At 37.3% G+C, this 26,118-nt stretch carries 24 protein-coding genes; 12 read left to right on the top strand and 12 right to left on the bottom strand.

Translation table 11 applies throughout. From position 1 onward, the window contains the following. The first annotated feature begins 2 nt into the window (after positions 1 to 2). Together recR and FN756_RS05220 are read left to right on the top strand one after the other, a co-directional pair. Entirely contained in the window at positions 3 to 620 is a 618-nt protein-coding gene (recR, locus tag FN756_RS05225; protein WP_142602076.1) for a recombination mediator RecR, read from the top strand. 166 nt (positions 621 to 786) lie between these two features. Further along, the gene (locus FN756_RS05220) at positions 787 to 1,602 is read left to right on the top strand and encodes an SDR family oxidoreductase (protein WP_142602075.1); all 816 of its coding nucleotides are present in this window, start codon (positions 787 to 789) and stop codon (positions 1,600 to 1,602) included. Between the two features lie 74 nt (positions 1,603 to 1,676). Here FN756_RS05220 and FN756_RS05215 read toward each other — a convergent pair whose 3' ends face one another. Beyond that, positions 1,677 to 2,642 carry an ion channel gene (locus FN756_RS05215; protein WP_142602073.1) on the bottom strand — a complete coding sequence of 322 codons (966 nt, stop codon included), beginning with the start codon at positions 2,640 to 2,642 and terminating at the stop codon, positions 1,677 to 1,679. Positions 2,643 to 2,645: 3 nt separating this feature from the next. After that, the gene (locus FN756_RS05210) at positions 2,646 to 3,533 is read right to left on the bottom strand and encodes a YitT family protein (protein WP_142602071.1); all 888 of its coding nucleotides are present in this window, start codon (positions 3,531 to 3,533) and stop codon (positions 2,646 to 2,648) included. Between the two features lie 447 nt (positions 3,534 to 3,980). Here FN756_RS05210 and trpD point away from each other — a divergent pair, with 447 nt between their 5' ends. The 6 genes from trpD to FN756_RS05175 all read left to right on the top strand — a co-directional run bounded on the left by trpD (position 3,981) and on the right by FN756_RS05175 (position 10,274). Further along, positions 3,981 to 4,964, top strand: a complete 984-nt coding sequence (gene trpD / locus FN756_RS05205) for an anthranilate phosphoribosyltransferase (RefSeq protein WP_142602069.1) — start codon at positions 3,981 to 3,983, stop codon at positions 4,962 to 4,964. Positions 4,965 to 5,003: 39 nt separating this feature from the next. Then, entirely contained in the window at positions 5,004 to 5,636 is a 633-nt protein-coding gene (locus tag FN756_RS05200; protein ID WP_142602067.1) for a phosphoribosylanthranilate isomerase, read from the top strand. Between the two features lie 59 nt (positions 5,637 to 5,695). After that, complete coding sequence (trpB, locus tag FN756_RS05195; protein ID WP_142602065.1) at positions 5,696 to 6,892, top strand: tryptophan synthase subunit beta; 1,197 nt, start codon at positions 5,696 to 5,698, stop codon at positions 6,890 to 6,892. Between the two features lie 78 nt (positions 6,893 to 6,970). Beyond that, positions 6,971 to 7,744, top strand: coding sequence for a tryptophan synthase subunit alpha (gene trpA, locus FN756_RS05190; RefSeq protein ID WP_142602064.1), 774 nt, complete (start codon positions 6,971 to 6,973; stop codon positions 7,742 to 7,744). A gap of 13 nt (positions 7,745 to 7,757) precedes the next feature. Further along, positions 7,758 to 8,969, top strand: a complete 1,212-nt coding sequence (nhaA, locus tag FN756_RS05185) for a Na+/H+ antiporter NhaA (RefSeq protein ID WP_142602062.1) — start codon at positions 7,758 to 7,760, stop codon at positions 8,967 to 8,969. Positions 8,970 to 9,389: 420 nt separating this feature from the next. Further along, positions 9,390 to 10,274: a polysaccharide deacetylase family protein gene (locus FN756_RS05175; RefSeq protein WP_142602059.1), complete on the top strand. Its 885-nt coding sequence runs from the start codon at positions 9,390 to 9,392 to the stop codon at positions 10,272 to 10,274. A gap of 191 nt (positions 10,275 to 10,465) precedes the next feature. Here FN756_RS05175 and FN756_RS05170 read toward each other — a convergent pair whose 3' ends face one another. From FN756_RS05170 to FN756_RS05155, 5 genes are read right to left on the bottom strand one after another with little or no spacing between them, the layout of a single operon-like run. Further along, positions 10,466 to 11,017, bottom strand: coding sequence for a hypothetical protein (locus tag FN756_RS05170; protein ID WP_142602058.1), 552 nt, complete (start codon positions 11,015 to 11,017; stop codon positions 10,466 to 10,468). Then, a complete protein-coding gene (locus FN756_RS05165) occupies positions 11,008 to 11,328 on the bottom strand; it encodes a putative quinol monooxygenase (protein ID WP_142602056.1) in 321 nt (106 codons plus the stop codon). The genes FN756_RS05170 and FN756_RS05165 overlap by 10 nt, the downstream gene beginning before the upstream one ends. Before the next feature lie 59 nt (positions 11,329 to 11,387). Continuing rightward, a complete protein-coding gene (locus FN756_RS14625; RefSeq protein WP_246085431.1) occupies positions 11,388 to 12,032 on the bottom strand; it encodes a polysaccharide deacetylase family protein in 645 nt (214 codons plus the stop codon). 53 nt (positions 12,033 to 12,085) lie between these two features. Then, positions 12,086 to 13,888, bottom strand: a complete 1,803-nt coding sequence (locus tag FN756_RS05160; protein ID WP_185955184.1) for a glycoside hydrolase family 9 protein — start codon at positions 13,886 to 13,888, stop codon at positions 12,086 to 12,088. Between the two features lie 49 nt (positions 13,889 to 13,937). Further along, positions 13,938 to 14,552, bottom strand: coding sequence for an L-threonylcarbamoyladenylate synthase (locus FN756_RS05155; protein ID WP_142602055.1), 615 nt, complete (start codon positions 14,550 to 14,552; stop codon positions 13,938 to 13,940). Positions 14,553 to 14,759: 207 nt separating this feature from the next. On the opposite strand from FN756_RS05155, the gene FN756_RS05150 reads away from it, so the two are divergent. After that, positions 14,760 to 15,323 (top strand): hypothetical protein, encoded by a 564-nt coding sequence (locus tag FN756_RS05150; protein ID WP_142602053.1) that lies wholly within the window; start codon positions 14,760 to 14,762, stop codon positions 15,321 to 15,323. A gap of 225 nt (positions 15,324 to 15,548) precedes the next feature. Here FN756_RS05150 and asnS read toward each other — a convergent pair whose 3' ends face one another. The 3 genes from asnS to FN756_RS05135 all read right to left on the bottom strand — a co-directional run bounded on the left by asnS (position 15,549) and on the right by FN756_RS05135 (position 19,273). Next, positions 15,549 to 16,985 carry an asparagine--tRNA ligase gene (gene asnS, locus FN756_RS05145; protein ID WP_142602051.1) on the bottom strand — a complete coding sequence of 479 codons (1,437 nt, stop codon included), beginning with the start codon at positions 16,983 to 16,985 and terminating at the stop codon, positions 15,549 to 15,551. 110 nt (positions 16,986 to 17,095) lie between these two features. Beyond that, positions 17,096 to 18,289, bottom strand: coding sequence for an ADP-forming succinate--CoA ligase subunit beta (sucC, locus tag FN756_RS05140; RefSeq protein ID WP_142602049.1), 1,194 nt, complete (start codon positions 18,287 to 18,289; stop codon positions 17,096 to 17,098). Positions 18,290 to 18,466: 177 nt separating this feature from the next. Further along, positions 18,467 to 19,273: a hypothetical protein gene (locus tag FN756_RS05135; protein WP_142602048.1), complete on the bottom strand. Its 807-nt coding sequence runs from the start codon at positions 19,271 to 19,273 to the stop codon at positions 18,467 to 18,469. A 141-nt stretch (positions 19,274 to 19,414) separates the two neighbouring features. Here FN756_RS05135 and FN756_RS05130 point away from each other — a divergent pair, with 141 nt between their 5' ends. The 3 genes from FN756_RS05130 to FN756_RS05120 all read left to right on the top strand — a co-directional run bounded on the left by FN756_RS05130 (position 19,415) and on the right by FN756_RS05120 (position 21,722). After that, positions 19,415 to 20,098, top strand: coding sequence for an ABC transporter ATP-binding protein (locus tag FN756_RS05130; RefSeq protein WP_142602046.1), 684 nt, complete (start codon positions 19,415 to 19,417; stop codon positions 20,096 to 20,098). Between the two features lie 93 nt (positions 20,099 to 20,191). After that, the gene (locus FN756_RS05125) at positions 20,192 to 21,085 is read left to right on the top strand and encodes an ATP-grasp domain-containing protein (protein ID WP_142602045.1); all 894 of its coding nucleotides are present in this window, start codon (positions 20,192 to 20,194) and stop codon (positions 21,083 to 21,085) included. A gap of 16 nt (positions 21,086 to 21,101) precedes the next feature. Continuing rightward, positions 21,102 to 21,722 (top strand): HAD family hydrolase, encoded by a 621-nt coding sequence (locus FN756_RS05120; protein WP_142602043.1) that lies wholly within the window; start codon positions 21,102 to 21,104, stop codon positions 21,720 to 21,722. Between the two features lie 102 nt (positions 21,723 to 21,824). Here FN756_RS05120 and FN756_RS05115 read toward each other — a convergent pair whose 3' ends face one another. Further along, entirely contained in the window at positions 21,825 to 22,313 is a 489-nt protein-coding gene (locus FN756_RS05115) for a heme-binding domain-containing protein (protein ID WP_142602041.1), read from the bottom strand. Positions 22,314 to 22,435: 122 nt separating this feature from the next. Further along, positions 22,436 to 25,984, bottom strand: coding sequence for a chromosome segregation protein SMC (gene smc, locus FN756_RS05110; protein ID WP_142602040.1), 3,549 nt, complete (start codon positions 25,982 to 25,984; stop codon positions 22,436 to 22,438). Between the last annotated feature and the right edge of the window lie 134 nt (positions 25,985 to 26,118).

Here is a 26,118-nt window from a genome sequence, read left to right as displayed (position 1 = left end):
GCATGCAATTTTCATCGAAGTTACTGGAAGAAGCCGTAAATGAGTTTTCAAAACTGCCCGGAATAGGTTCAAAAACCGCCTTACGCTTGGTTTTACATTTGCTTAACCAACGTCAGGATGAAGTAGATAGGTTTGGAAATACCTTGATTAAACTTCGTAAAGAGATTAAATTTTGTACCAATTGCGGAAATATTTCCGATACTCCGGTTTGCACCATCTGTAGTCATACTAAACGCGAACGTAGCTTGGTATGCGTGGTTGAAGATAGCAGAGATGTTATGGCTATTGAGAATACGAATCAATTTAATGGCCTTTATCATGTGTTAAATGGGTTGATTTCTCCTATGGAAGGCATTGGACCATCTGATCTTAACATAGAAAGGCTTGTGGAGCGCGTGAGATTGGGTGAAGTTTCAGAAGTAATTTTAGCCTTGAACCCAACCATTGAGGGTGATACCACTATTTTCTATCTCTATAAAAAATTAAAGGATTTCGATATAAAGGTAACCACCATAGCCCGTGGTATTGCATTTGGCGGCGAAATTGAATATGCTGATGAAGTAACATTAGGCCGATCAATCATGACGCGCGTACCTTATGAAAATAGTCTTTTAAGATAAAACAAAGGATTAATGGTTTAATAAATGTCAAATAACGCTATTTTAATTGTTCATTCATTATCTCAATTCGCAATACTCAAATCTCATATCTTAACTTAGTATATTTTTTTTCATTTTTGAGAAGCGATAATACGATCGATAGTTATTGCTTTTTTAAATCAGGATCATGTCATTACAAGGAAAAACAGTAATCATTACCGGCGCTTCATCCGGAATAGGAAAAGCCTGTGCCAAAGAATTTGCTCGTCAGGGAGCCAACTTGGTATTAGGGGCTCGTTCTTATGTAGCATTATGTGAGTTTAGTCAGGAATTGGAGAAACAGTATGGAATTCGTTCCGTGGCAGTAGGAGTGGATGTTTCACGTGAAGAAGATTGCAAACATTTAATTGGTCAGGCACAGCTTACCTTCGGAAAGATTGATGTACTTGTTAACAATGCAGGTATTTCAATGCGAGCATTGTTTAAGGATCTTGATCTTAATGTCTTACGTCAGGTAATGGATATAAACTTCTGGGGAACTGTATATTGTACTAAGTACGCTTTGCCGGCAATTATAAAATCTCAAGGTTCCATTGTTGGAGTATCATCGATTGCAGGATACAAAGGTTTACCCGGCCGTACAGGCTATTCAGCCTCAAAATTTGCTATGCAAGGTTTCTTGGAATCCGTTCGTATTGAAAATTTGAAGAATAACGTACACGTTTTATTAGCTTGTCCGGGTTTTACAGCTTCTAATATTCGTAATTCAGCCTTAAACAAGAATAACGAACAACAAGGTGAATCATCAATGGATGAAGGCAAAATGATGACTTCAGAAGAAGTTGCACGTATAATTGTAACCGGTGTTAAAAAACGTAAACGCGACCTGATCATCACCGGACAAGGTAAATTAACCGTCTTTTTAAGTCGTTGGTTCCCAGCTTTAACTGATAAATTGGTGTACAATCACTTTACTAAAGAAAAGGATCCACTATTGAAGTAGATCATACATGATAGTTCATGGTTAATTTGGTTATCGACCATGAACTATCTAATTACAACTCATTTTATGCAACGTTACTGGTTAATGGTTTCTGTTTCTAAGATTTCAAATTCATTCAGGCTATCAAGCGCTAAAATATTAATACCATTTCTTGCGCCGATCATTGGTGTAAAACGAGCATTCCAAACAATATCACTGCTTAAATAGGAATAACGAGAGTAAACTGTTTGTGAATAAACTTCATCAAAAGCTTTAATCGAAATTAAAATTTCCAATCCCGCCTCTTCCAGCATTTGCGGAGTATAACCAAATAATACGCTATTCTCATCCAATGGATGCACAACCGTCCAACTCATCGGAAAGAAGCTCACTTTGCTGCGTTCAAGTGCTAAATCAAAGAAACGCCGAACTTTTTTTGAATCTTCATCTACATTTAGTGCTAAAATGAGTTTTATTTCTGTTTCAATCAGTTGCGTTTTTCGGCCATTCACAATTCTGAACATGATTGCTTGTTTATCCTGATAAGGAGAAACCAACATGTTTTCACTATATAGAATTTTAGCTGCCGGACGTGAAAAACGTCCGTATAATAAGCCTGTGGCTAAAGCAAATCCTAACAAACCGAGCAAACATTCTAGGGCAGCTACGCCACTCATCCAATAATTACTCGGACTAAGATGACCATAGCCAACTGTTGAAAGGGTTTGTGCGCTGAAGAAAAAACAATCGAGAAACTTTGCAATCTTATCACGCCCGTGAGCTCCCGCAAGGTATTCGGTCCCAACAGCCATGTATATGAAAGCGAATAATGCATTGATAACAATGAACCATGTTAAAATGACAAGACAAAATTTACTCCACTTCATGTTAATGAGGTTGTTGTAAATGTCATCGATAGTAGTACTTGAATGACCTACACGTTGTACGTTAAACGATCCGTTTTTATTGATAGAATGATTGCTGCCAGTGAGCCGTTCGCTAAAACCCAGATCATGCAACTCATACTTCCAAAACTTCTTACCTATCTTTAAATATTTCATATTTCAATGCAGCGGTCGTTGTTTAATAATTCCACCCTTAGTTTCATTGATGCTATGCATCACCACGAATGCAGTTGGATCAATTTGTTCCACCACAGATTTTAGTTTTGCTATTTCTAATCTCGTAATTACGGTGAATACAATATCTATTTCTTTGTTTTGATAAACGTGGGAGCCAAATCCTCGTTCTCCTTTATAAATCGTTACGCCTCTGCCCAAGTCGTGCATGATGGTTTCTTTTATCTCCTTACTTTTTATAGAGATAATGGTTACTCCTGTATATTCTTCAATACCTTGAATGATGAAATCGATAGTTTTTGAGGCTGATATGTAAGTAAGAATAGAATACATTGCTGTTTCTATACTTAAGATGAAAGCAGCAACTGTAAAGATGATAATGTTAATAACAAGTATAGTGTCTCCAATGGTTAGTACACTTTTTCGCGTAATAAAAACCGCTAAAATTTCGGTGCCATCGATTACGCAACCACCTCTCACAGCCAAACCGATTCCTCCGCCCAGAAAAAAGCCTCCGAAAATGGATATGAGTAGCTTATCAGTTGTGATTATTGGAAACTTTACAAAAATAAGTACCAATGCTAACCCAATAATGGCTAAAAGTGTTTTTAAAGCAAATTTTTTTCCGATTTGATGGTATCCCATGATAATAAATGGGATGTTAAATAGGAAGATTAAAATGGAAAGAGGGAGGCCTGTTACGCTATTAACCAATAGGGAAATGCCCGTAACGCCGCCATCAATAAATCCATTAGGAATCAAGTAGCTTTCTAACCCAAAAGCTGCTGAAAATATGCCGGCTAATATTAAAAGAATACTTAAAATATTAGTTTTTCGGTTTATTTTCTTGGTTACTTTAGCTTTGCTCTGCATATTTTTAAAAATAACAGATTTTTTTTAAGCTATAAGGTGGAAGCGATAACTTTTAGTTGAACTTTTTTTAATTCCTTATTGCATCTAAATAAAATTGTGTTCATATTTGAAAAAACCGTATGAGTTAATTCAATCTCGGGAAGGTTTGTTGGGGGTCTAGATGACCAATAAAAAAACAACCACTTACAGAAAAAAACAGGTATGAACTTATTAAACTTAAATATCATTTGGTGGCAAGCAAAGATAATTTGCGGTAACCGGGTATATTTTAAGTAAACCAAAATATTAAGCTTATGAAGGGTTATCGTGCGACGGTAACCCTTTTTTATTGTCTCAGCCTTGACCTCTCCGCCAGAGGGGAGAGCAGGAATGAAAAAATGATTAAATAAATGTATTCAGAATTGTTAAAGAGAGAAATGTTTTCTCCATATGCATATCTAAATTAAGATGAAAAAAATACTATCGCATTTATTCGAAGGAAAAACCTTTGGAAAGGAAGAATCAAAAGAAATTCTTACTGATATTGCTTCCGGTAAATACAATAATTCCCAAATGGCAGCCTTTATGACGGCTTATTGTATGCGCAGTATTACCGTTGAAGAGTTGGAAGGTTTTCGGGATGCCATGCTTGAACTTTGTTTAAAGATAGAGCTTCCTGCTGATAATCTGATTGACCTTTGCGGAACCGGAGGGGATGGTAAGAATACTTTTAATATTTCCACCTTAGCATCATTTGTGGTTGCCGGTACCGGATACCAAGTTGCAAAACATGGGAATTACGGCGTTTCTTCGGCATGTGGTTCATCAAATGTAATGGAATATTTAGGTTATAAATTCACGAATGATAGTTCAACATTGCAGCGTAAGTTGGAAACATCAGGTATTTGTTTTCTTCATGCGCCATTATTTCATCCGGCCATGAAAACCGTTGCACCCATTCGAAAGGAATTAGGGGTGAAAACGTTTTTCAATATGTTGGGTCCAATGGTGAATCCTGCAAAACCTAAAAATCAAATTGTAGGCGTGTTTAGTTTAGAATTAGCCCGTTTATACGCTTATCTATATCAGAAATCAACCAGAAATTACATTATTCTGCATACGCTCGAAGGTTATGATGAAATATCACTTACCGATGCATTTAAAACGTTTTCAAAAAGCGGAGAACGCATCTATCAGCCTGAGGAGTTGGGAATGCGGCTTAATGCTGAAAGTATTAAAGGAGGAGATTCGGTAGAAGAATCAGCAGCTATTTTTATGAAGGTGTTAAAAGGTGAAGGTACTCCCGCTCAAAATAAAGTAGTGGTTAGTAATGCAGGACTAGCAATTCAGTGTATTGAGGAACACGCTTCATTGGACGATTGTATGGCAAAGGCCGAAGAATCATTGCTTGGAGGAAAAGCGCTTGCTAGTTTTAAAGCCTTATTGAATTAGTAAAAGTTGGAAGTGAAAAGTAATTGTTTTAATAATACTATGAAAATCAAGATCTGCGGAATGAAACATGCCGAAAATATCGTTCAGGTGGCAGCTTTGGTTCCTGATTATTTAGGCTTTATCTTTTATCCAAAATCACCTAGGTATTTTGATAAGTTGGAGCTTCTAAAAGCTGTACCCGCCGGTGTTAAGAAAGTAGCCGTTTTTGTAAATGCAAAATTGGAAGATGTAATGGAAATTGTAGCCGACCATGATTTTGATGCAGTTCAATTACACGGAAAGGAAAACGCTGATTACTGTAATCAGTTAAGATCGCCCGGCGTTGAGGTTATTAAATCGTTTGGAGTGGATAAGGATTTTGATTTTGCTCAATTGAAAAAATATCAATCCGCATGTGATTATTTTTTGTTTGATACTAAAACGGTTGATCACGGGGGCTCAGGAGAAACTTTTGATTGGTCCATACTGAAGCAGTACGATAATAAGAAACCATTTTTTTTAAGTGGAGGGATCAATGCCGCAAACATTGAAGAAATAGTACAACTCAAGGTATCCGGTTTGAACATTTATGGTATTGACTTTAACAGTAAACTTGAAACTGAGCCCGGCTTAAAAGATTTTAACAAAGTAAGTGCAGTATTTAGCGAAATGCAGAAAGCTGAAAATCATTGAATACTGGATTTAAAAAATAAATGTCGAATAATTCTAAACCAATAAATTCATAACTATATATGAACGAGACCACTATAAACTACTACGTTAATGAAAAAGGCTATTTTGGTGATTTCGGCGGAGCTTACATCCCTGAAATGCTTTATCCTAACGTAGAAGAATTACGTCAAAATTATTTGGATATCATTTACGATCCTTCATTTCAAGAAGAATTCAGGCAGTTACTGAAAGATTATGTAGGACGAGAAACGCCATTGTTCTATGCAAAACGTCTTTCAGAACGCTATGGAACTAATATTTACCTGAAGCGGGAGGATTTGAATCATACCGGTGCACATAAGGTAAATAATACCATCGGACAGATTCTGTTAGCTGAAAGACTCGGCAAAACAAGAATTATTGCAGAAACAGGTGCCGGGCAACACGGTGTAGCAACTGCAACGGTTTGTGCGCTGCGTGGATTGGAATGTGTGGTTTATATGGGTGAAGTGGATATTAAGCGGCAGGCGCCCAATGTGGCGCGTATGAAAATGCTGGGTGCAACCGTTCGGGCTGCAACTTGTGGTAGCAAAACCTTAAAAGATGCGACCAACGAAGCCATGCGCGATTGGATCAATAATCCTGTTGATACGCATTACATTATCGGTTCAGTGGTTGGTCCTCATCCTTATCCTGATATGGTTGCTCGTTTTCAGTCGGTTATTAGTGCTGAAATTCGGGAACAGCTGAAAGAAAAAATAGGAAGAGAACTACCTGATTACGTATTGGCTTGTGTAGGAGGAGGTAGCAATGCTATGGGGGCTTTTTATCATTTCTTAAATGATGAATCGGTTAAATTGATTGCAGTGGAAGCTGGTGGACACGGTGTGAATTCGGGTATGTCGGCAGCAACTACCACCTTGGGAAATGAAGGTGTTTTGCATGGTAGTCGTTCGATCTTAATGCAAACAGAGGATGGCCAAGTGATTGAACCACATTCTATCTCTGCAGGTTTGGATTACCCTGGTATAGGTCCACAACACGCTCATTTGTTTAAATCTGGCAGGGGAGAATACGTGAATATAACGGATGACGAAGCGATGCAGGCAGGTATGTTGCTTTCCAAACTCGAAGGTATTATTCCGGCAATTGAATCGGCTCACGCATTGGCTTATCTGGAAAAAATGAAATTCAAGGGTAGCGAACAAGTAGTGGTTTGTCTTTCCGGTCGTGGAGATAAGGATCTTCAAACCTATATGGATTATTTTAAATTATAGAGATGTAAGTATCGAGAGAGGAGTATTGAGATAAATAATACTCATATCTCACATCGCAGATCACAATACTCATAAAAAATGAACAACCGACTAACTGAATTATTCAAGCATAAACAAAATAACCTTTTATCCATCTATTTCACTGCTGGTTATCCTGAGTTGACGGATACGTTAAAAATTGCAAAAGCGTTGGAAAATGCGGGTGCTGATTTTCTGGAAATTGGTTTTCCGTACTCAGATCCGGTAGCAGATGGGCCAACTATTCAGCAAAGCAGCGAAGTTGCCCTGAAAAATGGGATGAGCTTAAAGGTATTATTTGAACAATTAAAAGATCTTCGTAAAGAAATCAATCTTCCAATTATTTTGATGGGGTATGTAAATCCTGTTTTGCAGTATGGGGTAGAGAAGTTTTGTACTGATGTGGCAGCGGCAGGAGTGGACGGCGTAATCGTTCCGGATTTGCCAATGTACGAATACGAAGAAATGTATCAGTATTATTTTATGCGAAATAATTTGTGCAATATTTTCTTGATAACGCCACAAAGTTCTGATGAACGCATTCGTAAAATCGACGCACTTAGCGAAGGGTTTATTTATGCGCTTTCTTCATCGGCTACCACTGGTAAGAACTTAGCAGTCAGCTCTGATCAAACCAATATCTACTTTAATCGTTTGAAAAACCTTCAGCTTAAAAATCCTTTGATGATTGGTTTTGGTATTTCGGATCGTGAAAGTTTTACAAAAGCCTGCGGAACAGCCAATGGGGCAATTATTGGTAGTGCGTTTGTGAAATCCTTGAATGAAGGCTTTGACGAAATTCGTGTACAAGAATTTGTTAAAGCAATTCTATAAATTTGCCTTTCTTATGAATGAAGCTACCTATACTATCAGAAAAAAAGTTTTCAGGCCAATTATTTCCTTTCTTAAAGCAGAACAAGTCTCAGGTGTAATTTTGATTGTTTGTACTGTGTTTTCTTTGTTGGCTGCAAATAGCCGATGGAGTGAACATTATCTCAGTTTTTGGCATCAATATGTTGGTTTTGAAGGTTTCAGTTTAAGTTTGAAATTGAGTGTTGAACACTGGATAAATGATGGGTTGATGGCCGTGTTTTTTTTGGTTGTTGGCCTAGAAATTAAGCGGGAGCTGATTAATGGAGAGCTTTCGTCCTTTAAGAAAGCCTCTTTACCACTTATGGCAGCATTCGGAGGGTCCCTTGTTCCTGCGCTTCTTTATTTGTTCATCAACAAAGGTACTCCAACTGCAGGAGGTTGGGGGATTCCAATGGCTACCGATATTGCTTTTGCACTTGGTATTCTCTCCCTGTTGGGCAAACGTGTGCCTTTAAGCTTAAAGGTTTTCTTAACGGCCTTGGCTGTGGTTGATGATTTGGGTGCTATCGTAGTGATTGCTATTTTTTATTCACATGGTTTAGTATTGCAAAATCTACTGATTGCTTTGGGGGTCTTTTCTGCGCTTTTAATCTGCAATAAACTAAAATTTACTAATCTATCCATTTATTTATTAATAGGTGTTGTTATGTGGTATTTTATGCTTAAATCGGGTATTCATGCCACTATTGCCGGTGTTTTGCTCGCACTTGCCATCCCTATGAAATCAGAATACCACGATCATTCTCCTGCCGAATATTTAGAACATGGCCTGCATCAGTATTCTTCTTATTTAATCATGCCACTTTTTGCCTTATGCAATACCGGAATTGTGTTTAATATGCCATTTAAGGAGGTTTATACTTCTTCTCTTGGTATTGGCATCATCTTAGGATTGCTATTTGGTAAACCTGTTGGCATTTCTTTGTTCTCTTACCTGGCTGTTAAAACAGGAATGGCTTCCTGGCCTTCAAAAATTAATTTTAAAAAGATTGTAGGCGTAGGGTTTCTTGGAGGTATAGGCTTCACCATGTCCATTTTTATTTCCCTGCTCGCTTTTAAAGAACCCGAGCTCCAAAGCTTCGCAAAAATTGCTGTCCTTGTCGGTTCTCTTCTTTCAGGTTTTGTTGGCTACCTATTGGTTAAAGTAGGGCTTAAGAAAAAAGAGGAATCTGCTTATTTAGATTAAAGATTCAAGACCCAAGATACAAGAGGTTTACCATGATGGCATTGCATCGGCCAGCCAGATTCTTCTGTTTCATTGAAACTTGGAAGTGACCGCTGCGTCAACACTGAAGACGATATTGATATTTTATGTTTTTATGTGCATCCCCAATCAAAAGATATCATCGAGATACTACATTGTTATTACATTGGTAATGTTGAAGGCATGAACGTATTTACCCATGATGTAAACAAGGATTATTTTAAGAGTAATCCCAAACTATTAAATGAAATTTTACGGTTTGGTACACCGGTACAAAATACGGCTTTTTCTTTTCATTTCTTTTAAAAGAGTGGCACGACTCTAAGTTTGGCCACCACTTTTTTGGTTCTAACGTTGCTTTACAAATTTCCATTCTATTAATTTGCAGCTTTTATAGCAATTATGATTAAGCATTATTTAAAATATACCTTACTTGCTGGAATGTTGATTTCGGCGGTTTCTTGTGGACAAAAAGGTCAGTCAACAGGAGAGAAATCATCGGTTGATTCGGGCAAAGTAGTTGAAATCAATGCCGATTCAACGGTAGGGCATGCATCAGTAAATAAAATTGATGGCAAAGCGGCAAGTGTGGCTGAAATTCTTGCACGCAAAGAAGTTCCTATCCTTTGCTACCATCAAATACGAGACTGGAAGGCTTCGGACTCAAAAGCAGCCAAAGATTATATTATACCTGTAAACACTTTTAAGGAGCATGTAAAAATGCTTGCCGATAGTGGTTATCACACGGTTCTGCCCGACCAGGTTTATAATTACCTTGTTTATGGTGATCCACTTCCATCAAAGCCGGTTATGTTAACGTTCGACGATACCGAGGCCAATCAGTTTGTGGTTGCCAACCAAGAGCTTAAAAAGTATGACTTTAAAGCAGTCTATTTTATAATGACGGTTTCAATTGGACGTCCAAATTACATGACCAAAGATCAAATTAAACAGTTATCAGATGAAGGAAATGTAATTGGCAGTCATACCTGGGATCATCATAACGTAAAAAAATACCAAGGTCAGGATTGGGTAACTCAAGTTGAAAAGCCTACCAAAACATTGGAAACAATTACCGGTAAAACGATTGATTACTTTGCTTATCCCTTTGGTTTATGGAATAAAGAAGCTTTTCCGGAGTTAAGACAACGAGGCTTTAAAGCTGCATTTAGCCTGGCCGACAAAAAAGATCAGGAAGATCCATTGTTCACCATTCGCCGAATTATTGCCAGTGGCTATTGGAGCGCCCATACGCTGAATAATGCCATGAAGAAGAGTTTTCATTAAACAGTTATTTAAACTAGGTCGGTATAACGATGTCATTAAATAAAATTTGCTTCATGATACTAATGCCTCTTATAATCAGTTAATAAAATTAGTTCATAGTGTTATTTCTAAAAAAATAAATATTAAATCTGATATGGACCTACATTAGAGGGAGCACTTTCGAAATCGAAATGCTGGCCATAAGAAATTTCCTAAACCTCCTTCGGAAACCCTAGTTCCTTCGCGTAATAATAAACTACTGAAGAACGAGCAAAGGAAAGCACATTGTTCAATCGCTCTCTGAAATCAAATTGAAAATCCTCGTGAAGTTTATGGTAGATGGGTAAAATTTGTTTGATTCTTCCGGCAACGTAACTCGCCAGTTTTTCATTTTTTTCGCTAAGGTTAACCAAATAGTCGGCGCCAAATTCTTGTATTTTTTCAAGTAGAAACAACCTCAATTCCATCTCACCGTATTTGTCTTTCGTTATGGAAGCATATTCACTTATCAATGCACTCCATTCACGCAGGTTACTTAAAAAAACACGAGGAGGATGGTAATTACCAATTCGATTAATATGTTCATTTATGGTATTACTAACCTCCTCGCGTTTTCTATCCAGACTTTCTGGTCCATCGAGTAATTGATGTTGTAATTGTTTTGTTAGTTTTTTGTCTTTGGTAATAAGTCGAAGCAACAACTTATCTCTATCCTTAGCCGATAAATTTAGAATCGCTTCTTTTAATTCTGGTTCTAATGCCATTGTTTAGCTTGAATGGGTTGTTTTGCAGCTATTATATTTACATGTTCTATTACCGGTGGTTGGCTCAATAATTTGGATGCATTTGCCATTAAAGCAGCAGCAATTTTACCTTCAAGATGAGCTTTACGACCTTCTTCATGCGGGAAAGTATCAAAAATACCAAAAGTAGATGGTGTTAGTTGTATTGCATACCAACTAATGGTATCGGGTTCGGCTAATGCAAGGGGGAAGGCACTTTCAAGAAAATCGGCTAATTCTTTTTCTTTACCTGGTTTAGCTTCCAGCCTTGCCAATAATGCTACTTTTACCATGAGCGTTTTATTTTAGATACAAATTAATGTGGTTTAAAGATAAACCAACTTTATAGCATTTAGTTTAATAATTCATTTATCTTAAAAAATGTATAACCTCTGCTTTTTAGTTCTTTTAACAGTTTATCCAATTGTAAATGAAATTTATCCGTTCTTCTCGGATCCGTACCGATGTGAAGGAGTAAGATATACCCATTTAATCCCTGCGGATTTTTCGTTTCATAATCGATAATTGAACGGTAAATTTCATCAGATGAACGGTACCTTAGGCCCATTTCTGGCCAGGTATAATCAGCAGTTGAACGGGTTCCGGGAGAAAAGTTAACTAATTGTAATCCCAGTTCTTTTGTCCATTCGGCTATCTTGGTATTATACCATTCATAGGGTGGAAGGAAATAGGGCGCATCGGTTTTCGTAATGCCCAGTTGTGCCATGCGCTTATAGTTGGCTTTTAAATCGGTCGTAAATTGCTCATGAGTAACTAACAGACTGTCGCGTTTGGTCCAATCACAATACAACAAATGCTGGTCAGAATGAGCTCCCAAATAATGCCCTTCTTTTTTCATTCTTTGAATAATGGAAGCAAAAGCCGGATTGCTGTAAAATTTACCGGTTAAGAAAAAGGAAGCATGAATAGCTTGTTTTTTTAACGTATTGAGGATGAATTCTGAACCATCGGCAAACTCATCACCGGTAAAAACCAGGGCTATTTGTTTTTTGGAAGTGTCACCGCGTATGATAGCTCCATATGAATCAACTACTGCTTTTTTGGTTTAATCACCTCCCGGGATTCATTTTCTTTTGCCGCCAACAGGTAGATCAGAGAGGCTGTTCCGTCCATTGTGGGTTCGTTGGTACTATAATCACCATAGTCATCATGATAAACCACCAGGTTGGATTGGAATTCAGCATACTCGTCGGGTTCATTCAATTTTATTCCGATGAGATTTTTGTAGATGGATCCATAAACCGGCCCGTCGACTAATCCACCATTTATTGGATATTTTTTCAGATGCGTAAAAGCCGAATGTGGATCAGTTGGAGTATCACCATTTTGAGGGAGGCCATAAACCATACTGGTTCCCCATGGGTTGCAGCCAAAAAGCCAATCGATATTGGCTTGCTCTAATTCAGCATATTGCTTGTCACTGCTGATACTACGGTACAAATAACATTGTATGACAAATGAGGTTGTTAGGTTGTTGGAACACCAAATGAATGGCACACCGCGATAAAAAGCATTGTTTTTTGCCTTTTGCCAAACGCGATCAATACCCTGTTTATAATACCCGATTAATTCAGCCTTGTTTTTAGAATCTGAAGTTTTTGCCAATTCATAATGCCCAAAGTTGTGAAACGGATACCATTGATAATGTCTTGCAGTATCAGCTCCCATCCATAGCGTAACTTTTTCTCCCAAACTATATTTTAACGATTGGTCAGCGTATTTTTTTTCACCGGTAAGTTGAAATAAAGCGGCCGCTGCGAGTTCCATATCGTCCGTCCAATTTTCTTCCTCATAAAAATAAGGAGCCCGGTTGGGTGCTGTTTGACAAACGCCTGGTTTAGCCAACCCCAACTGATAGGAGGATAATGCTTTGCTTCTGAATAAAGAATAGCGTGAAGAATCTTTACTATAGAGTTGGGCAGCTAACGCAAATGCACTGGCAAATTTTCCTGCAGTAGACGCTACTCCGGTTGATCGGTTTTTAAATTTTCCTAAACCCTGTGGTTGCCCGGTTGCAAAATATACTGGTCGGCCTTTGGCTTTACCTAGTCCATAATCAATTGAGTCCAGCGTAGGTAAACGTACTCCTTGATGATCTCGATCATCGGCAATTTGATTAAACAACCAGTCTTTTTTGGGATGCATTTTTAACAACCAATCCAATCCCCATTTTGCTTCGTCTAAAATATCTGCAATGCCGTTGTTACCCTCCAGGCCATTGGTAAGGTAACGATCCGTAAATACAGTAGGGAAATCTCGGTAAGCTGCTAACAGGTGATAGGTTGCATTGGCCGAAGTTGTTGAGTATTGTAAATAGTCAGAAGCATCATGCCAGCCACCGTAAACATTGATGAGAGTAGTATCCGGCATCGGGCCGTACATGGTGTAACCGTCAGTAGTATGACAAGAATCTTTAAGGTAAGGATTAAAGCCGCTGCGTTGTTGGCGCATGTATCGTAGGGCAAAATCTGCCGTGCCTGCATACGCATTTGCAGCAATTTTAAAAACTGGAGATTCAGTTTCTCCCATTTTCAAATAATAGGTTCCCGGTTGTTTGAAAGTAGAAAAGTTTAATCGATAGGATTGAGTAAAAGGGCCGTAACTACCGAATGCTTTGCCGGATTTTGCTGTAAATACAACTTTCTGTGTTGCTGAATCAACTAGCTGAAATTTGGTGATGGATACGTTTTCTTTACTCACCCAAACTGCTACTTTTATTCCATTGGGAATATAACCCAATTGATTAATGCGTATCCAGGAATTGTTTTCCGGTTTAAAGGAGGCTAGAAATAATAACAAACAGAATAATAAAGTGGTCCTTTTAAAATACATATATAAATCTGTTAATGTTATCAATTTATCCTGATTCCATCATCGAAAATTATCCTTCTAATATTCCTTTTCCCTGACGAATAACCTCAATCGGATCACTGGTACAATCCACTACGGTAGAGGCTTCGTTATCCCCATAACCACCGTCAATTACTATATCTACCAAATCTTGATATTTCTCATAAATCAATTCCGGATCCGTAGAATATTCTATGATCTCATCTTCATCATGAATAGAAGTTGATACAATAGGATTACCCAACTGGTTTACAATTTCACGGGCTATGTCATTATCAGGTACACGAATACCCACAGTTTTCTTTTTACTGTTCAGTAGCTTAGGTACCAGACTGCTGGCATTAAAAATAAAGGTAAACGGACCCGGTAAATGACTTTTAAGCATTCTGAAAATTACAGTGTCAACGGGTTTGGTATACTGAGCCAAGTGACTTAAATCATAACAGATGAAAGAAAGATTGGCTTTCTCAGGTTTAATACCTTTAATCTGGCAAATGCGTTCAATAGCCTTATGATTGGTAATGTCGCAACCCATTCCGTAAACGGTATCAGTAGGGTAGATGATCACTCCACCTTTTTTAAGGCAAGCCACCACTTGTTCTATCGCTTTGGGATTCGGGTTTTCTGGGTAGATTTTTAATAACATGATAAGTAAAGATAAGGAAATCAGTCTTTAGTCCATGGGCGATAGGTCAACAGTTTTGATTTAGAAGCTGAATGGCCGGTTTGTAATTCTTAAAAGGAATTTTTATTCCTTTTGCTTTTTAATAGTTTATCATTGGATATTTTATTAATTTATAAAATTATTTTTGCAACCTTAAACATAAAAAACTTACTCTTTAAAATTAAAACGATGCTAAAACAATTTAAAATTGCCTCCATTGCCCTGTTAACCATTATAGGATTAACAACTTCTAGTTGCGAGAAAGTTAAAGACTTAGTAACAGCTGATGTGAATTTGAGTATGTCGACCCTTACATTTGATATTCCGAAAACAGCTCAAGGTAGTGTTGCGGTTACCACAGGTTCTACCGCAATGGATGTAAATGCACTGATTAAAGCAAGTGCCGGAGAGAAATTTGGGGTGAATAATATAAGATCATTGAAAATTACATCTTGTGTATTAGAATTAAACACCGCTATAATAAGGGATAATGATTTTTCTGCTTTACAAAATGTAAAAGTAGAGCTTTCATCAAATACCAATACAAACTTTGTTACTCTTGCCGAAGTAGCTTCAAATCCTACTACTACAGCTTCCAGATTAGAGATTCCAGTAAACAGTACTATTGATTTGAAAGATTATTTTTCGGCTTCAAACTTTTACGTAAGGGTATCTGGTGCAACTCGTCGTGCTACAACTGAGCCTCTACACTGCACTGCAGTTATTAAGTATACTGCAAATGTAGGTTTGTAATTTTCTACTTAAATAAATAAGATTTTAGAAGGCCCGAATCTTAAAGATTCGGGCCTGTTGGATTATGGTGTAGAAGGAGGCTGCTCATTGCAACTCAGTTAGTGGAGGCACGACTTAAAATCGTGGAAACCACTTTGTAATTCTTCGCTTTAAACTCTATTTCTATAAAAAAAGCTGTTCTACAATGGAACAGCTTTTTGCCTTATACTTTAATCTTTTATTTTTTTAAAATTCAGCATTCTTCGGTGTACGTGGGAAAGGAATTACATCGCGGATGTTGGTCATACCGGTAACGAATAATACCAAACGTTCAAAACCTAAACCGAAGCCTGCATGCGGAGCAGAACCAAAGCGACGGGTATCCAAGTACCAGTACATTTCTTCAGCAGGAATATGCATTTCTTGCATACGTTTTTCCAACAGCTCTAAACGCTCTTCACGTTGTGAACCTCCAACAATTTCACCAATGCCTGGGAACAGGATGTCCATAGCACGAACTGTCTTGCCATCTTCATTTTGACGCATGTAGAACGCTTTAATATCTTTTGGATAATCAGTTAAGATCACCGGTTTTTTAAAGTGTTTTTCAACCAGGTAACGTTCATGTTCTGATTGAAGGTCGGCGCCCCAATCTTCAATTAAATATTTGAATTGCTTCTTCTGATTAGCTTTTGAATTCTTCAAAATTTCAATTGCTTCGGTGTACGTAACGCGCTCAAATTCATTATCTAAACAGAAATTCAACTTAGCTAACAAATCCAGTTCGCTGCGTTCTGTTTGAGGTTTTTGTTTTTCCTCTTCCAATAAACGTGTTTTCAGGAATTCCAGCTCTTCAGCACAGTTTTCCATTGCATATTTGATCACGTATTTAAGCAGGTCTTCTGCCAAATCCATGTTATCAACCAAATCATTGAAAGCAACTTCTGGCTCAATCATCCAGAACTCAGCCAAGTGACGGGTTGTGTTTGAATTTTCCGCACGGAAAGTAGGACCGAAAGTATAAACTTCACCAAAAGCCATTGCTGCCAATTCGGCTTCTAACTGTCCGGAAACGGTTAGATTAGTTTCTTTTCCGAAGAAATCTTCTTTGAAATTGATGGCACCATCATCAGTTCTTGGCGGATTGCCTAGTTCTAACGTAGAAACACGGAACATTTCTCCGGCTCCTTCAGCATCAGAACCTGTAATGATTGGAGTGTGCATGTACACAAACCCGCGATCATTAAAGAACTTATGTACCGCAAATGCAAGTGCATGCCGAACTTTAAAAACTGCATTGAAAGTGTTAGTGCGGAAACGCAAATGAGCGATTTCACGCAAAAACTCCAGACTGTGTTTTTTAGGTTGCAATGGGAATTTTTCCGCATCACAATCACCTAAAATTTCAACCTGTTTAGCTTTAATTTCTACTGTTTGCCCTTTACCCAGAGATTCCACCAACTCACCAGTAACAGAAAGTGCCGCGCCGGTAGTAATACGTTTTAATAAAGCATCATCAGTATTGTTAAAATCAACCACAACCTGAATGTTGCTGATTGTAGATCCATCATTAATTGCAATAAACTGACTGTTGCGGAACGTACGTACCCAACCCTTAATAGTAACTTCTGTACCAAACGCCGTTGATTTCAGAAGCTCTTTGATCTTGGCTCTTTTTGCCATGTGCGTTATGTTTTTTTGAGTGTGTGTTTTCATTAAAAAGTCCATAGTCCATAGTCCATGGAAATGTGACTATAAACCATGGACTATGGTCTATGGACTTTAGGTCCTTATTATTTCGCTAATACTTTAGTAACTAAATCAGCAGCTTCTTTAAACTCAATTGCAGAGTAAACTTGCAAGCCTGATTCGTCGATCAATTTTTTAGCTTCAACAGCGTTGGTTCCTTGTAAACGAACGATAATTGGAACAGGAATATTTCCGATACTATTATAAGCATCGATAACACCTTGAGCAACACGGTCACAACGAACGATACCGCCGAATATATTGATTAAGATTGCTTTTACATTTGGATCGCTAAGAATGATTTTGAAACCAGCTTCAACAGTTTTAGCGTTTGCAGTACCACCAACATCCAAGAAGTTAGCAGGGTCACCACCGGCTAATTTGATGATGTCCATGGTTGCCATTGCTAAACCGGCACCATTTACCATACAGCCTACGTTACCATCAAGTTTAACATAGTTAAGGTTTGATTTACCAGCTTCTACTTCTGTAGGATCTTCTTCTGTTTCATCGCGCATTGCAGCTAAATCAGGATGACGGAACAAAGCGTTCTCATCCAAATTCACTTTCGCATCAACGGCTAAGATCTTATTATCAGAAGTTTTCAATACAGGATTGATCTCAAACATAGATGAATCGGTTGCTTCGTACGCTTTGTATAAAGCAGTTACAAATTTCACCATTTCTTTATGCGCTTCACCGGTTAAACCTAAATTGAAAGCGATTTTGCGGGCCTGGAATCCCTGAAGTCCAACTTTAGGATCAATTTCTTCTTTGAAGATTAAATGAGGAGTGTGTTCTGCCACTTCTTCAATGTCCATTCCACCTTCTGTAGAGTACATAATGATGTTACGGCCAGTAGAACGATTCAATAGAACGCTCATGTAAAATTCGGCAGTTGGGGTATCACCAGGATAATAAACATCCTGAGCGATCAACACCTTATTAACTTTTTTACCCTGAGGGCCGGTTTGAGGAGTAATCAATTGCATGCCGATAATTTGGCTAGCTCTTTCCTTAACTTCATCCAGGTTTTTAGCCAATTTAACACCGCCACCTTTACCGCGTCCACCTGCGTGGATTTGAGCTTTCACTACCCACCATCCGGTGCCGGTTTCAGCTTGTAACTGTTTTGCTGCTTCAACCGCTTGTTCAGCAGTATCGGCTACGATACCTTCCTGGATACGAACTCCAAAGCCTTTTAGAATTGATTTTCCCTGATACTCGTGAATATTCATTTGAAATAGGTTCTACTTATTTTTCGGCGTAAAAGTAGTGTTTATAGCCAATTTTAAAAAATGCTCTTTGTCAATTTTTTAATTTCTCACTCATTTTCTTTTTTTAACAGGAAATTTGTAAACTATCATAGCGCCTTTGGATTTTACCTGTGATCTGACACTATTAGTTGTAAGTGGTTAGTTTTTAGCGTTCACGCCATTGTAGATGAGTTGTTCGCTGCCATTTCTATTTTGATATTCCCATTTTACATCTAGCTTTTTTCCCTCAAATTTTTCTGGATTAGCCTGTATTTTTTTTATCATAATATCTTTTGTGCCTGGCAAGATGAGTAAATTGGTATGATAACTATCTTTAGAAGGCTTACTTAAAACCAAATAAGTTCGGTTTCCTACTTTTTTAATTTTACTGAACAGTAGATCAAATTCACCTGATTTAGCTAAAGCCCTGTTCATCCTTTTTAGGATTTCATTATAATTTGTTGTGTCGTTATTTTCAGGTTCAAATGTCTTGTTCATTAATTCACTGGTATGGGTGGCACTTCTTGATAACGAGATTACTAGTTTTCCATTATCCAGGTAAGATTTAGTTTCTTTGAAGATGTAATTTTTACCGTCTACTTTTTTTTCGGTTGTTGATACAAAGCTTGGTTTATCATCTATAAAATAGATAGTACGACGTTTATAGCCTTTTTTTCCAGCGTTAATTTCCTCGTACATTGAAACCGGATTTGCACCGTTTAAATAAACAGAAACATCAAAAGTGGTAGAATCATTGCGTTCATATTTCATGCTACGCACATATGGAAGAGACGGAATTGATTTTTGAATGGCATTTACTTGGCTATCAATTGTAGTAAAGGAGTCAGCAGTTTTATTTTTAGTTGAATCGGAAGCAGTAATTTTCTTTTCTTTTTCTGATTCTGAATGTGTACAGGCGACTAAATAAATGAGGAGTGTTGAAAGGAATAAGAGCGATTTTTTCATATTTCTTTAACTTGATATATAAATATAACTGATTTTAAGCTATATTTTAATTGTATAGTTGTAAGGTGTCGCTCAAAGATTGGGTGCAATCAGCTTTAAATTATAACTTAAAATTTATTACTAATTACTAATTTTGGGCTCATGCTAAAAGCCACTAATCTGCATAAAGCTTACGGAAATCTTGAAATACTTAAAGGTGTTGATCTTTTTGTTGAAAAGGGAGAAGTAGTTTCTATCGTCGGCGCTTCGGGTGCCGGTAAAAGTACCTTATTACACATTGCCGGAACGCTTGATAAAGCAGATCAGGGTTCATTAATTATTGATGGAACCGATGTCAGATCGTTAAATCCTAAGCGACTTAGTGCGTTTCGTAATTCACGAATTGGCTTTATTTTTCAATTTCACCATCTTTTACCGGAATTCAATGCCATTGAAAACGTGTGTATTCCTGCTTATATCGCCAATAAGTCAAAAAAAGAAGCGGAAAAAAATGCGAGTGAACTACTTGAAATGCTTGGTTTAAAAGATCGAATGACGCATAAACCTACCGAGCTATCAGGAGGTGAACAGCAACGTGTGGCGGTGGCACGAGCTTTAATTAATCGCCCTGCTATCATTTTTGCCGATGAACCTTCCGGTAACCTGGATTCAACGAATGCTAAAGAACTTCATAAACTGTTCTTTGATCTACGTAATCACTTCGGACAAACATTTGTGGTAGTAACTCATAATGAAGAATTAGCTGGTATGGCAGATCGTGAGTTACTTATGAAAGATGGAAAAATTGTTGGTGTTGAGCAACTGACGCGGATAGTTACTGGTTAATAGTTAATAATTAGTAAGAAGGGTAATCTTCTATACTCTATTTAAACCGTAACCCGCAATTAATCATTGTTTTTAAATTGGCGTAATTATAAAATGAAAATCCTAATAACCGGAGCTACCACAGCTTCCGCAGAATATATTTACAATTGTTTATCAAACCAAAGCTTTGAGCTTATTTTAAGTGATTCAGCTCCGCTTGTAGGTGAAAAATTTATTCGCATTCCTTCTTTTGTTGATCCTGCATTTGCTCATAAAATTCTTACCACTTGTCTTGATAATCAAATATCGGCAGTAATTCCGCTATTATCAGAAGAAGTGAAATTGTTAGCTCAGGCTAAAATGCTGTTTGGAGAATACGGAGTAAAAATTTTAGCACCCGATAAAAAAGTGCTGGATATTATTACTTCCTCAGCACAGCTGTATACTTTTTTTAACCACAGAAAAGTAAAAGTGCCGGCATTTAAACGAGTTATGCGCTTTGAAGAGATATCAAAAGCATTGATTTCTTTAGGTTATCCTTCGCAAAAAGTAAAAATACAACCCGATAATAATAATAATAATAATAATAATGGTTTACAACAGTTAATCGTTGACGATCAAGTTTCTACCGACAATTTACTGTTTCCTGATACTGCAAAACCGTTGATTAATTTTGAACTGCTGAACAGAATTTTGAAGAAAGATGATTTTTCTCCAATTGTTCTTAGCGAATATTCTGAGTCAGAATTATTTAACGTTCATGTATTAGCCGAAAACGGAGCCGTAGTTAAATTCACTCGCCAAAATGAAGAAGGAGCTTTAGTTTCGGGTTTGGTTGAACATATTACTAAAGAACTGGATCTAGATGGTTATTTCATCCTTACGTTTCAACCAACAGCTAATGTCATCCAATTAGTAGCCATTAATCATTTATTGCAAGGTTCAAGTAAAATTACCGACTTGAATTTTCCCTTGTTATACTTAAATAAAGAGTTAGCTCTTATCTAAAAACGTTTTATTACGAATGTCAGTTTACGAAAATTCATTGCTAGAGAAATACTCCAATAAAAAAGCTTTTGTTTTTGATTTGGATAATACCATTTTCCCGGCTAAAGATTACGATTTCCAGGTTTATTATCTTTTTGGACAGTTTATGGAATACACCTCGCCGGGTTTGCAAGAGGGTAAGCGCATTGTTGATTTTTTAGTGCTGAAACATGATAGTCTTAATCGGAATGAGTTAATAGATGCTTGTTTGCATCACTTCAATATAAATGAAGAGATAAAGGAAAATTTTGAACGTCTGTTTCGCATATCGCGCTTGCCTTTGAAATTACTCATGTATAAACAGGTACTGGAGTTTATGCAAGAACTGGTAACGGATCGTAAGCTTATTTTTATAGTAACCTCAGGTGAACAAGAAGAACAACTCAATAAGATTCGCCAGATAGAATGGAATAATTTAGAAAAATACCTGGCTTGTTATTTTGTGGAAGAAACAGACAGTAAAACACAAAAAGAAACCCTCGAAAAACTGCAGTTAGATCATGGCCTGATTAATGACGATATTTTATTCATTGGCACCTCGATTGAAAACGATATTATTGTAGATTTCTTACCTGTAGGAGAGTTGGTGAAGGTGTAAGGTTTTAAGTGTAAGGTTGAAGGTTGAAGTTTCAAAAGTTCAGTTTATGATGTCTTTTTCAAGCTTCAATCCTTCCGGATTTTAACTTTTTAACTTTCTTTTCTATTTTTTCTTTATCGAGAAATCCACCCCGGGATTCGCTGCTTTAATTTGTTGTTGAACACCTTTAGCCCAAGTAATTATAGCATCTTTTTGTTGCTGACTAAGTTGGGCATCCTTATGAATCCACAAATACGAATCCAGAGGCATCCAATTATCTTGCTGTGATTTAATGACTTTATCAAGCTTGTGATTCGCTTTTTTAGGATTATAAGTAGCAAACTCAGAGAAGTTGAGCTCCTCTTTACCTTCATTCACATGATGTTGTAACCACCACGCAACCGGTTGAATATTAGAATACCACGGATAAACGGTGTTGTTGCTATGACAGTCAAAGCAGGCCGTTTGCATGCTTTGTTCAACATTGGCCGGCATTGCATATTGCTTACGAATATCGTTTGTAGCAATCTCTGATGCTTTATTTTTAGCAGGACGAATAAATTGAATTAGAGCAAAGAATACTAAGATTCCTAAAATGATTTTTCGTTTCATAAGTATAAGTTTTCTAGTATTCCAAATTTAGTATAACCTGCCTTTATATTACTCATTAATACCTTCAATTAAGTTCTTTTTATTTGTCAAAGGTAAATTAGGCTAAATCCTTTCATCTTAACCTATGCTACATTATCAACTTCTACTGAACGCATATCTACCGGCACAACACGCGAGATACCTTGTTCAACCATTGTTACTCCATAAATTACATCAGTGCTGGCAATTGTACGCTTATTGTGCGATACAATGATGAACTGACTTTGGTCTGAGAATTTGCGGATGATGTTATTGAACTTATCAATATTGGTATCGTCAAGCGGAGCATCTACCTCGTCAAAAATACAGAACGGAGCAGGTTTCAATAGGTACAACGAGAAAAGAATAGCCGTAGCGGTAAGTGTTTTTTCCCCTCCTGAAAGCTGATTGATCGTTAGTGGGCGTTTACCTTTAGGACGGGCGATAATTTCGATATCAGATTCCAATGGATCATTAGGATCGGCAAGAATCAAATCACAAGAGTCTTCTTCATTAAACAGTGAACGGAATACCTTCTGGAAGTTATTTCTGATTTGCGTAAATGCGTCAAAAAACTGTGTTTTAGCAGTATTGTCAATTTCAGTAATGGTTTCCATCAATGAGTTTTTCGCATCAATCAGATCCTTTTTCTGGGCTAGGATAAATAGAAAACGCTCATTCATTTCATTATAGGCTTCCATCGCCATTGGATTGATCGCTCCAAAATTATCCAGCTGATTTTTAACCTTGTCATTTCGTTGTTTCAGTTCATCTTCAGGTTCTTCAGGAAGTACGCTATCACTTAAATCTTCGATGTCGATACCGAATTCTACAGAAAGACGCTCTTTCATGGAATTTATCTCAATCATCAACTGGGTTTTCTTTTCACGGTACTGATTTACCAGCGTTTCCACATTATCCTTTTTACGGCGCAGCTCATTGATTAAACTTTCCAACTCATTAATTTGACCTTTCGATTTATAGTAATCTTCTTCAGCCTCGTTTAAGGCTTTTTCCATCGCATCTTTCTGTTCGTACATGGCCAATAAACCATCGTCATTGTCATCGGTTGTTTGCAGTAAGACAGAAATTTTTGCCTTTGCTTCACTTAACTCGATGCTGTTTTTTTCGATACGCTCTTGGGCGGTACGTTGCTGATTGGATTTATACTCAACATCCTTCAAAATCACCGATAATTTATTTTGCTGCTGATGGAAATTGATGTTTTGTTGATTAAAGTTGCTAGCGTATTTAGTAACCGTTTCGTTTAGGATGTTAAACTCATACTGTTGGGTGTTCAAGCGTTTTAAAGTGTCTTCACGTTGCGCAAGCAATTCTTCAATTTGAGGATTAATTTCAGCCAATTGTTTGGTATAGCTGTTAATCTTCAGCTCAATATCTTCTCTACGTAGATTGGAATTACTGATAAAGGTGCGATGCTGCTCTTGACGGGCTTCCAGTGTAATTAATTCGCTATTAAGTTTATTGATTTCCTGACGCAGTTGATTAATTAAACTCGTTTTAGTGCTTGCTTTAAGTTTTTGCAACTCTTCAACCAGTAACTCGGTTTTGTTTTTTAATTCTGCGATTAGTGATTGAAGTTTGTTGATGTCTTTTTGTAAAACCTCAAGATTTTTTGCCCGACCAATACGTTTACCTTCGAATAAACCAACCGATCCGCCAGCCATGCTGAAACGAGCTTTTGCATACTTGCCCGATTTACTCAGCAAAACAAGATCTGAACCGGAATTAGCCTTGATAGTGTTTTCCTCCTCCTTTTCGGCCATGAATACATTGTTCAGTAGAAAAGAACAAAGCTTACGGTATTTATCTTCCGAATCTATGATCGAAAGGGCAGGGATACAGTTATCAGGAGCAGCGCTTGTTTCTTTTTCTTCATAATTGGCAAAAGCGTCCAAAACAAAGAAGTTTGCACGACCGCGGGCCGCGTCACTCAATAATTTAATGGCCGTTAATGCCTCTTCATGATTTTGAACCACATAATAATTCATGTAAGGTTCAAGGTAATTTTCAATGGCAATACGATACTCTTCTTTACAGAAAAATACATCGGATAGGAGCGGAGCATTTTTAGCCCAACTTGCATTCTTACGCAAGAATTTTATGGATTCAGGATAACCTTCCAGATTATCAACCAAACTTTTGGTTAGGTTGTATTCATTCTGTTTGGCGTCGAGTGTACGTCCTTCCTGCGAAATCCGATCTTTAGTTTGCTGAAGATCAACTTCAATATCTTTTATGGTTTGCTGAAGCGTTTCTTCATCAGCAACCGCTGTGTTTAATTCTTGTTCTTTAGCCGAATAAATCTCCTGCGCTTGTTTAATGGCCGTATTAAACTCATCTAACTCCAGCTGCTTGGTTTGCGTATCATTAGCGTTTCGATTTAATTCCTGTTGCAAGGATTCACTTTGGATTTCAAGAATGTCGCGTTCTTTCTCAATTTTATAAACTTCATCCTGCAGGCTGCGGCCTTTTGCCGTTAAGCTGTCAACCTGGGTTTTGAGTTCATCCTGTTCCGTTTTTTTATCTTCTAACTCAAATTTTAATTCATTCAGAATTTTTTGGATAGCATCCATTCTTTCGGATTCAATCGCACGGCTCTCCTCCAGTTGAACTAGGGTTTCTTTCGCATTGTCCAACCAACTGCGATCATTTGTCAGTTCAGATGAAAGTCGGCTTTCTTTTTCTTGTAGAAATTTAAGTTGTTCGTTTTTAACTTTCTTCTCATTTTCATACTGACGAATGCCATTAACATAATCATTCGTGGCTTTTTGTTGTATGGAGAGATTTTTTTCCTTGATTAAATTCAGTGTTTTTTCTTCCTGCAGTCGAGCCTCTACTTTATCACTTTCAGCTTGGAAAGCCATTTTTTCATCCGTATGTCTGATTTCGTGTTTTTCCAGATCATCAAACGATGTTTTAAAGGTATGAATGCGGAAAGTAGCCAGTTGAGTGCTAAGCTCCTTGTATTGATCTTTTAATCGATAATATCGTTCGGTTTTTTTAGCTTGATACTCAAGTGTTTTAAGTTGTTTCTCGATTTCGAAAAGAATATCTTCAACACGATTCAAATCAGCTTCTGTATCACGAAGTTTATTGAAGGTTTGTTTCTTGCGGATTTTATATTTTGAAATTCCTGATGCTTCTTCAAACAGGTTACGACGTGATCCGTCTTTGTTATTGAGCATTTCTTCGATCATTTTTAACTCAATAATCGAATAGGAATCAGGACCAATACCAGTATCTAAAAATAAATCGGTAATGTCTTTTAACCGGCAGGTTACTTCATTTAATCGGTATTCACTTTCGCCCGTTCTGTAAAGTTTGCGCGTAATAGTAACCTGACTAAAGTCTGTAGGCAGGATATTTTTGGTATTATCAAAGGTTAACGACACCTCAGCAAGGTTGCTTGGCTTTCGTGAACGGGTTCCGTTAAAGATGATATTTTCCATCTTTTCTGAACGGAGGTATTTAGCACTTTGTTCGCCTAGAACCCAACGAATAGCATCCACCACATTTGATTTGCCGCAACCATTTGGGCCAACAATGGCTGTTACTCCCTCGTCAAAATTGATTGTAATCTTATCACCAAAACTTTTAAATCCTCTTATCTCTAATCGCGTTAACTTCATTTAAATTCGTTATTAGTTATTGGGTTATCTATGAAATACATATAACCCGATAGTCCATTTTCATAGGTTACTTTATCGCATCCAAAATGGGTTTAAAGATATAGATCTTTCAGAAAACATTCTTTCCTAAATTC

Source organism: Solitalea koreensis (assembly GCF_900182575.1).
GTDB lineage: Bacteria > Bacteroidota > Bacteroidia > Sphingobacteriales > Sphingobacteriaceae > Solitalea > Solitalea koreensis.
The sequence above is the reverse complement of the archived record's forward strand: the minus strand, read 5'-3'. Positions and strand labels throughout refer to the sequence as shown.

Bases quoted from the DNA above. Each gene is read 5' to 3' on its own strand.
- FN756_RS05120 (WP_142602043.1), top strand. From the start codon at position 21,102: ATGTCAGTTTACGAAAATTCATTGCTAGAGAAATACTCCAATAAAAAA.
- FN756_RS05155 (WP_142602055.1), bottom strand. From the start codon at position 14,552: ATGTTATTAAAAATCTACCCAGAAAACCCGAATCCCAAAGCGATAGAA.
- FN756_RS05165 (WP_142602056.1), bottom strand. From the start codon at position 11,328: ATGGTAAAAGTAGCATTATTGGCAAGGCTGGAAGCTAAACCAGGTAAA.
- FN756_RS05135 (WP_142602048.1), bottom strand. From the start codon at position 19,273: ATGAAAAAATCGCTCTTATTCCTTTCAACACTCCTCATTTATTTAGTC.
- FN756_RS05115 (WP_142602041.1), bottom strand. From the start codon at position 22,313: ATGAAACGAAAAATCATTTTAGGAATCTTAGTATTCTTTGCTCTAATT.
- FN756_RS05220 (WP_142602075.1), top strand. From the start codon at position 787: ATGTCATTACAAGGAAAAACAGTAATCATTACCGGCGCTTCATCCGGA.
- FN756_RS05125 (WP_142602045.1), top strand. From the start codon at position 20,192: ATGAAAATCCTAATAACCGGAGCTACCACAGCTTCCGCAGAATATATT.
- FN756_RS05160 (WP_185955184.1), bottom strand. From the start codon at position 13,888: ATGTATTTTAAAAGGACCACTTTATTATTCTGTTTGTTATTATTTCTA.
- nhaA (WP_142602062.1), top strand. From the start codon at position 7,758: ATGAATGAAGCTACCTATACTATCAGAAAAAAAGTTTTCAGGCCAATT.
- FN756_RS05150 (WP_142602053.1), top strand. From the start codon at position 14,760: ATGCTAAAACAATTTAAAATTGCCTCCATTGCCCTGTTAACCATTATA.
- FN756_RS05215 (WP_142602073.1), bottom strand. From the start codon at position 2,642: ATGAAATATTTAAAGATAGGTAAGAAGTTTTGGAAGTATGAGTTGCAT.
- recR (WP_142602076.1), top strand. From the start codon at position 3: ATGCAATTTTCATCGAAGTTACTGGAAGAAGCCGTAAATGAGTTTTCA.
- trpB (WP_142602065.1), top strand. From the start codon at position 5,696: ATGAACGAGACCACTATAAACTACTACGTTAATGAAAAAGGCTATTTT.
- sucC (WP_142602049.1), bottom strand. From the start codon at position 18,289: ATGAATATTCACGAGTATCAGGGAAAATCAATTCTAAAAGGCTTTGGA.
- FN756_RS05130 (WP_142602046.1), top strand. From the start codon at position 19,415: ATGCTAAAAGCCACTAATCTGCATAAAGCTTACGGAAATCTTGAAATA.
- FN756_RS05170 (WP_142602058.1), bottom strand. From the start codon at position 11,017: ATGGCATTAGAACCAGAATTAAAAGAAGCGATTCTAAATTTATCGGCT.
- smc (WP_142602040.1), bottom strand. From the start codon at position 25,984: ATGAAGTTAACGCGATTAGAGATAAGAGGATTTAAAAGTTTTGGTGAT.
- trpA (WP_142602064.1), top strand. From the start codon at position 6,971: ATGAACAACCGACTAACTGAATTATTCAAGCATAAACAAAATAACCTT.
- FN756_RS05200 (WP_142602067.1), top strand. From the start codon at position 5,004: ATGAAAATCAAGATCTGCGGAATGAAACATGCCGAAAATATCGTTCAG.
- FN756_RS05210 (WP_142602071.1), bottom strand. From the start codon at position 3,533: ATGCAGAGCAAAGCTAAAGTAACCAAGAAAATAAACCGAAAAACTAAT.
- asnS (WP_142602051.1), bottom strand. From the start codon at position 16,985: ATGGCAAAAAGAGCCAAGATCAAAGAGCTTCTGAAATCAACGGCGTTT.
- FN756_RS05175 (WP_142602059.1), top strand. From the start codon at position 9,390: ATGATTAAGCATTATTTAAAATATACCTTACTTGCTGGAATGTTGATT.
- trpD (WP_142602069.1), top strand. From the start codon at position 3,981: ATGAAAAAAATACTATCGCATTTATTCGAAGGAAAAACCTTTGGAAAG.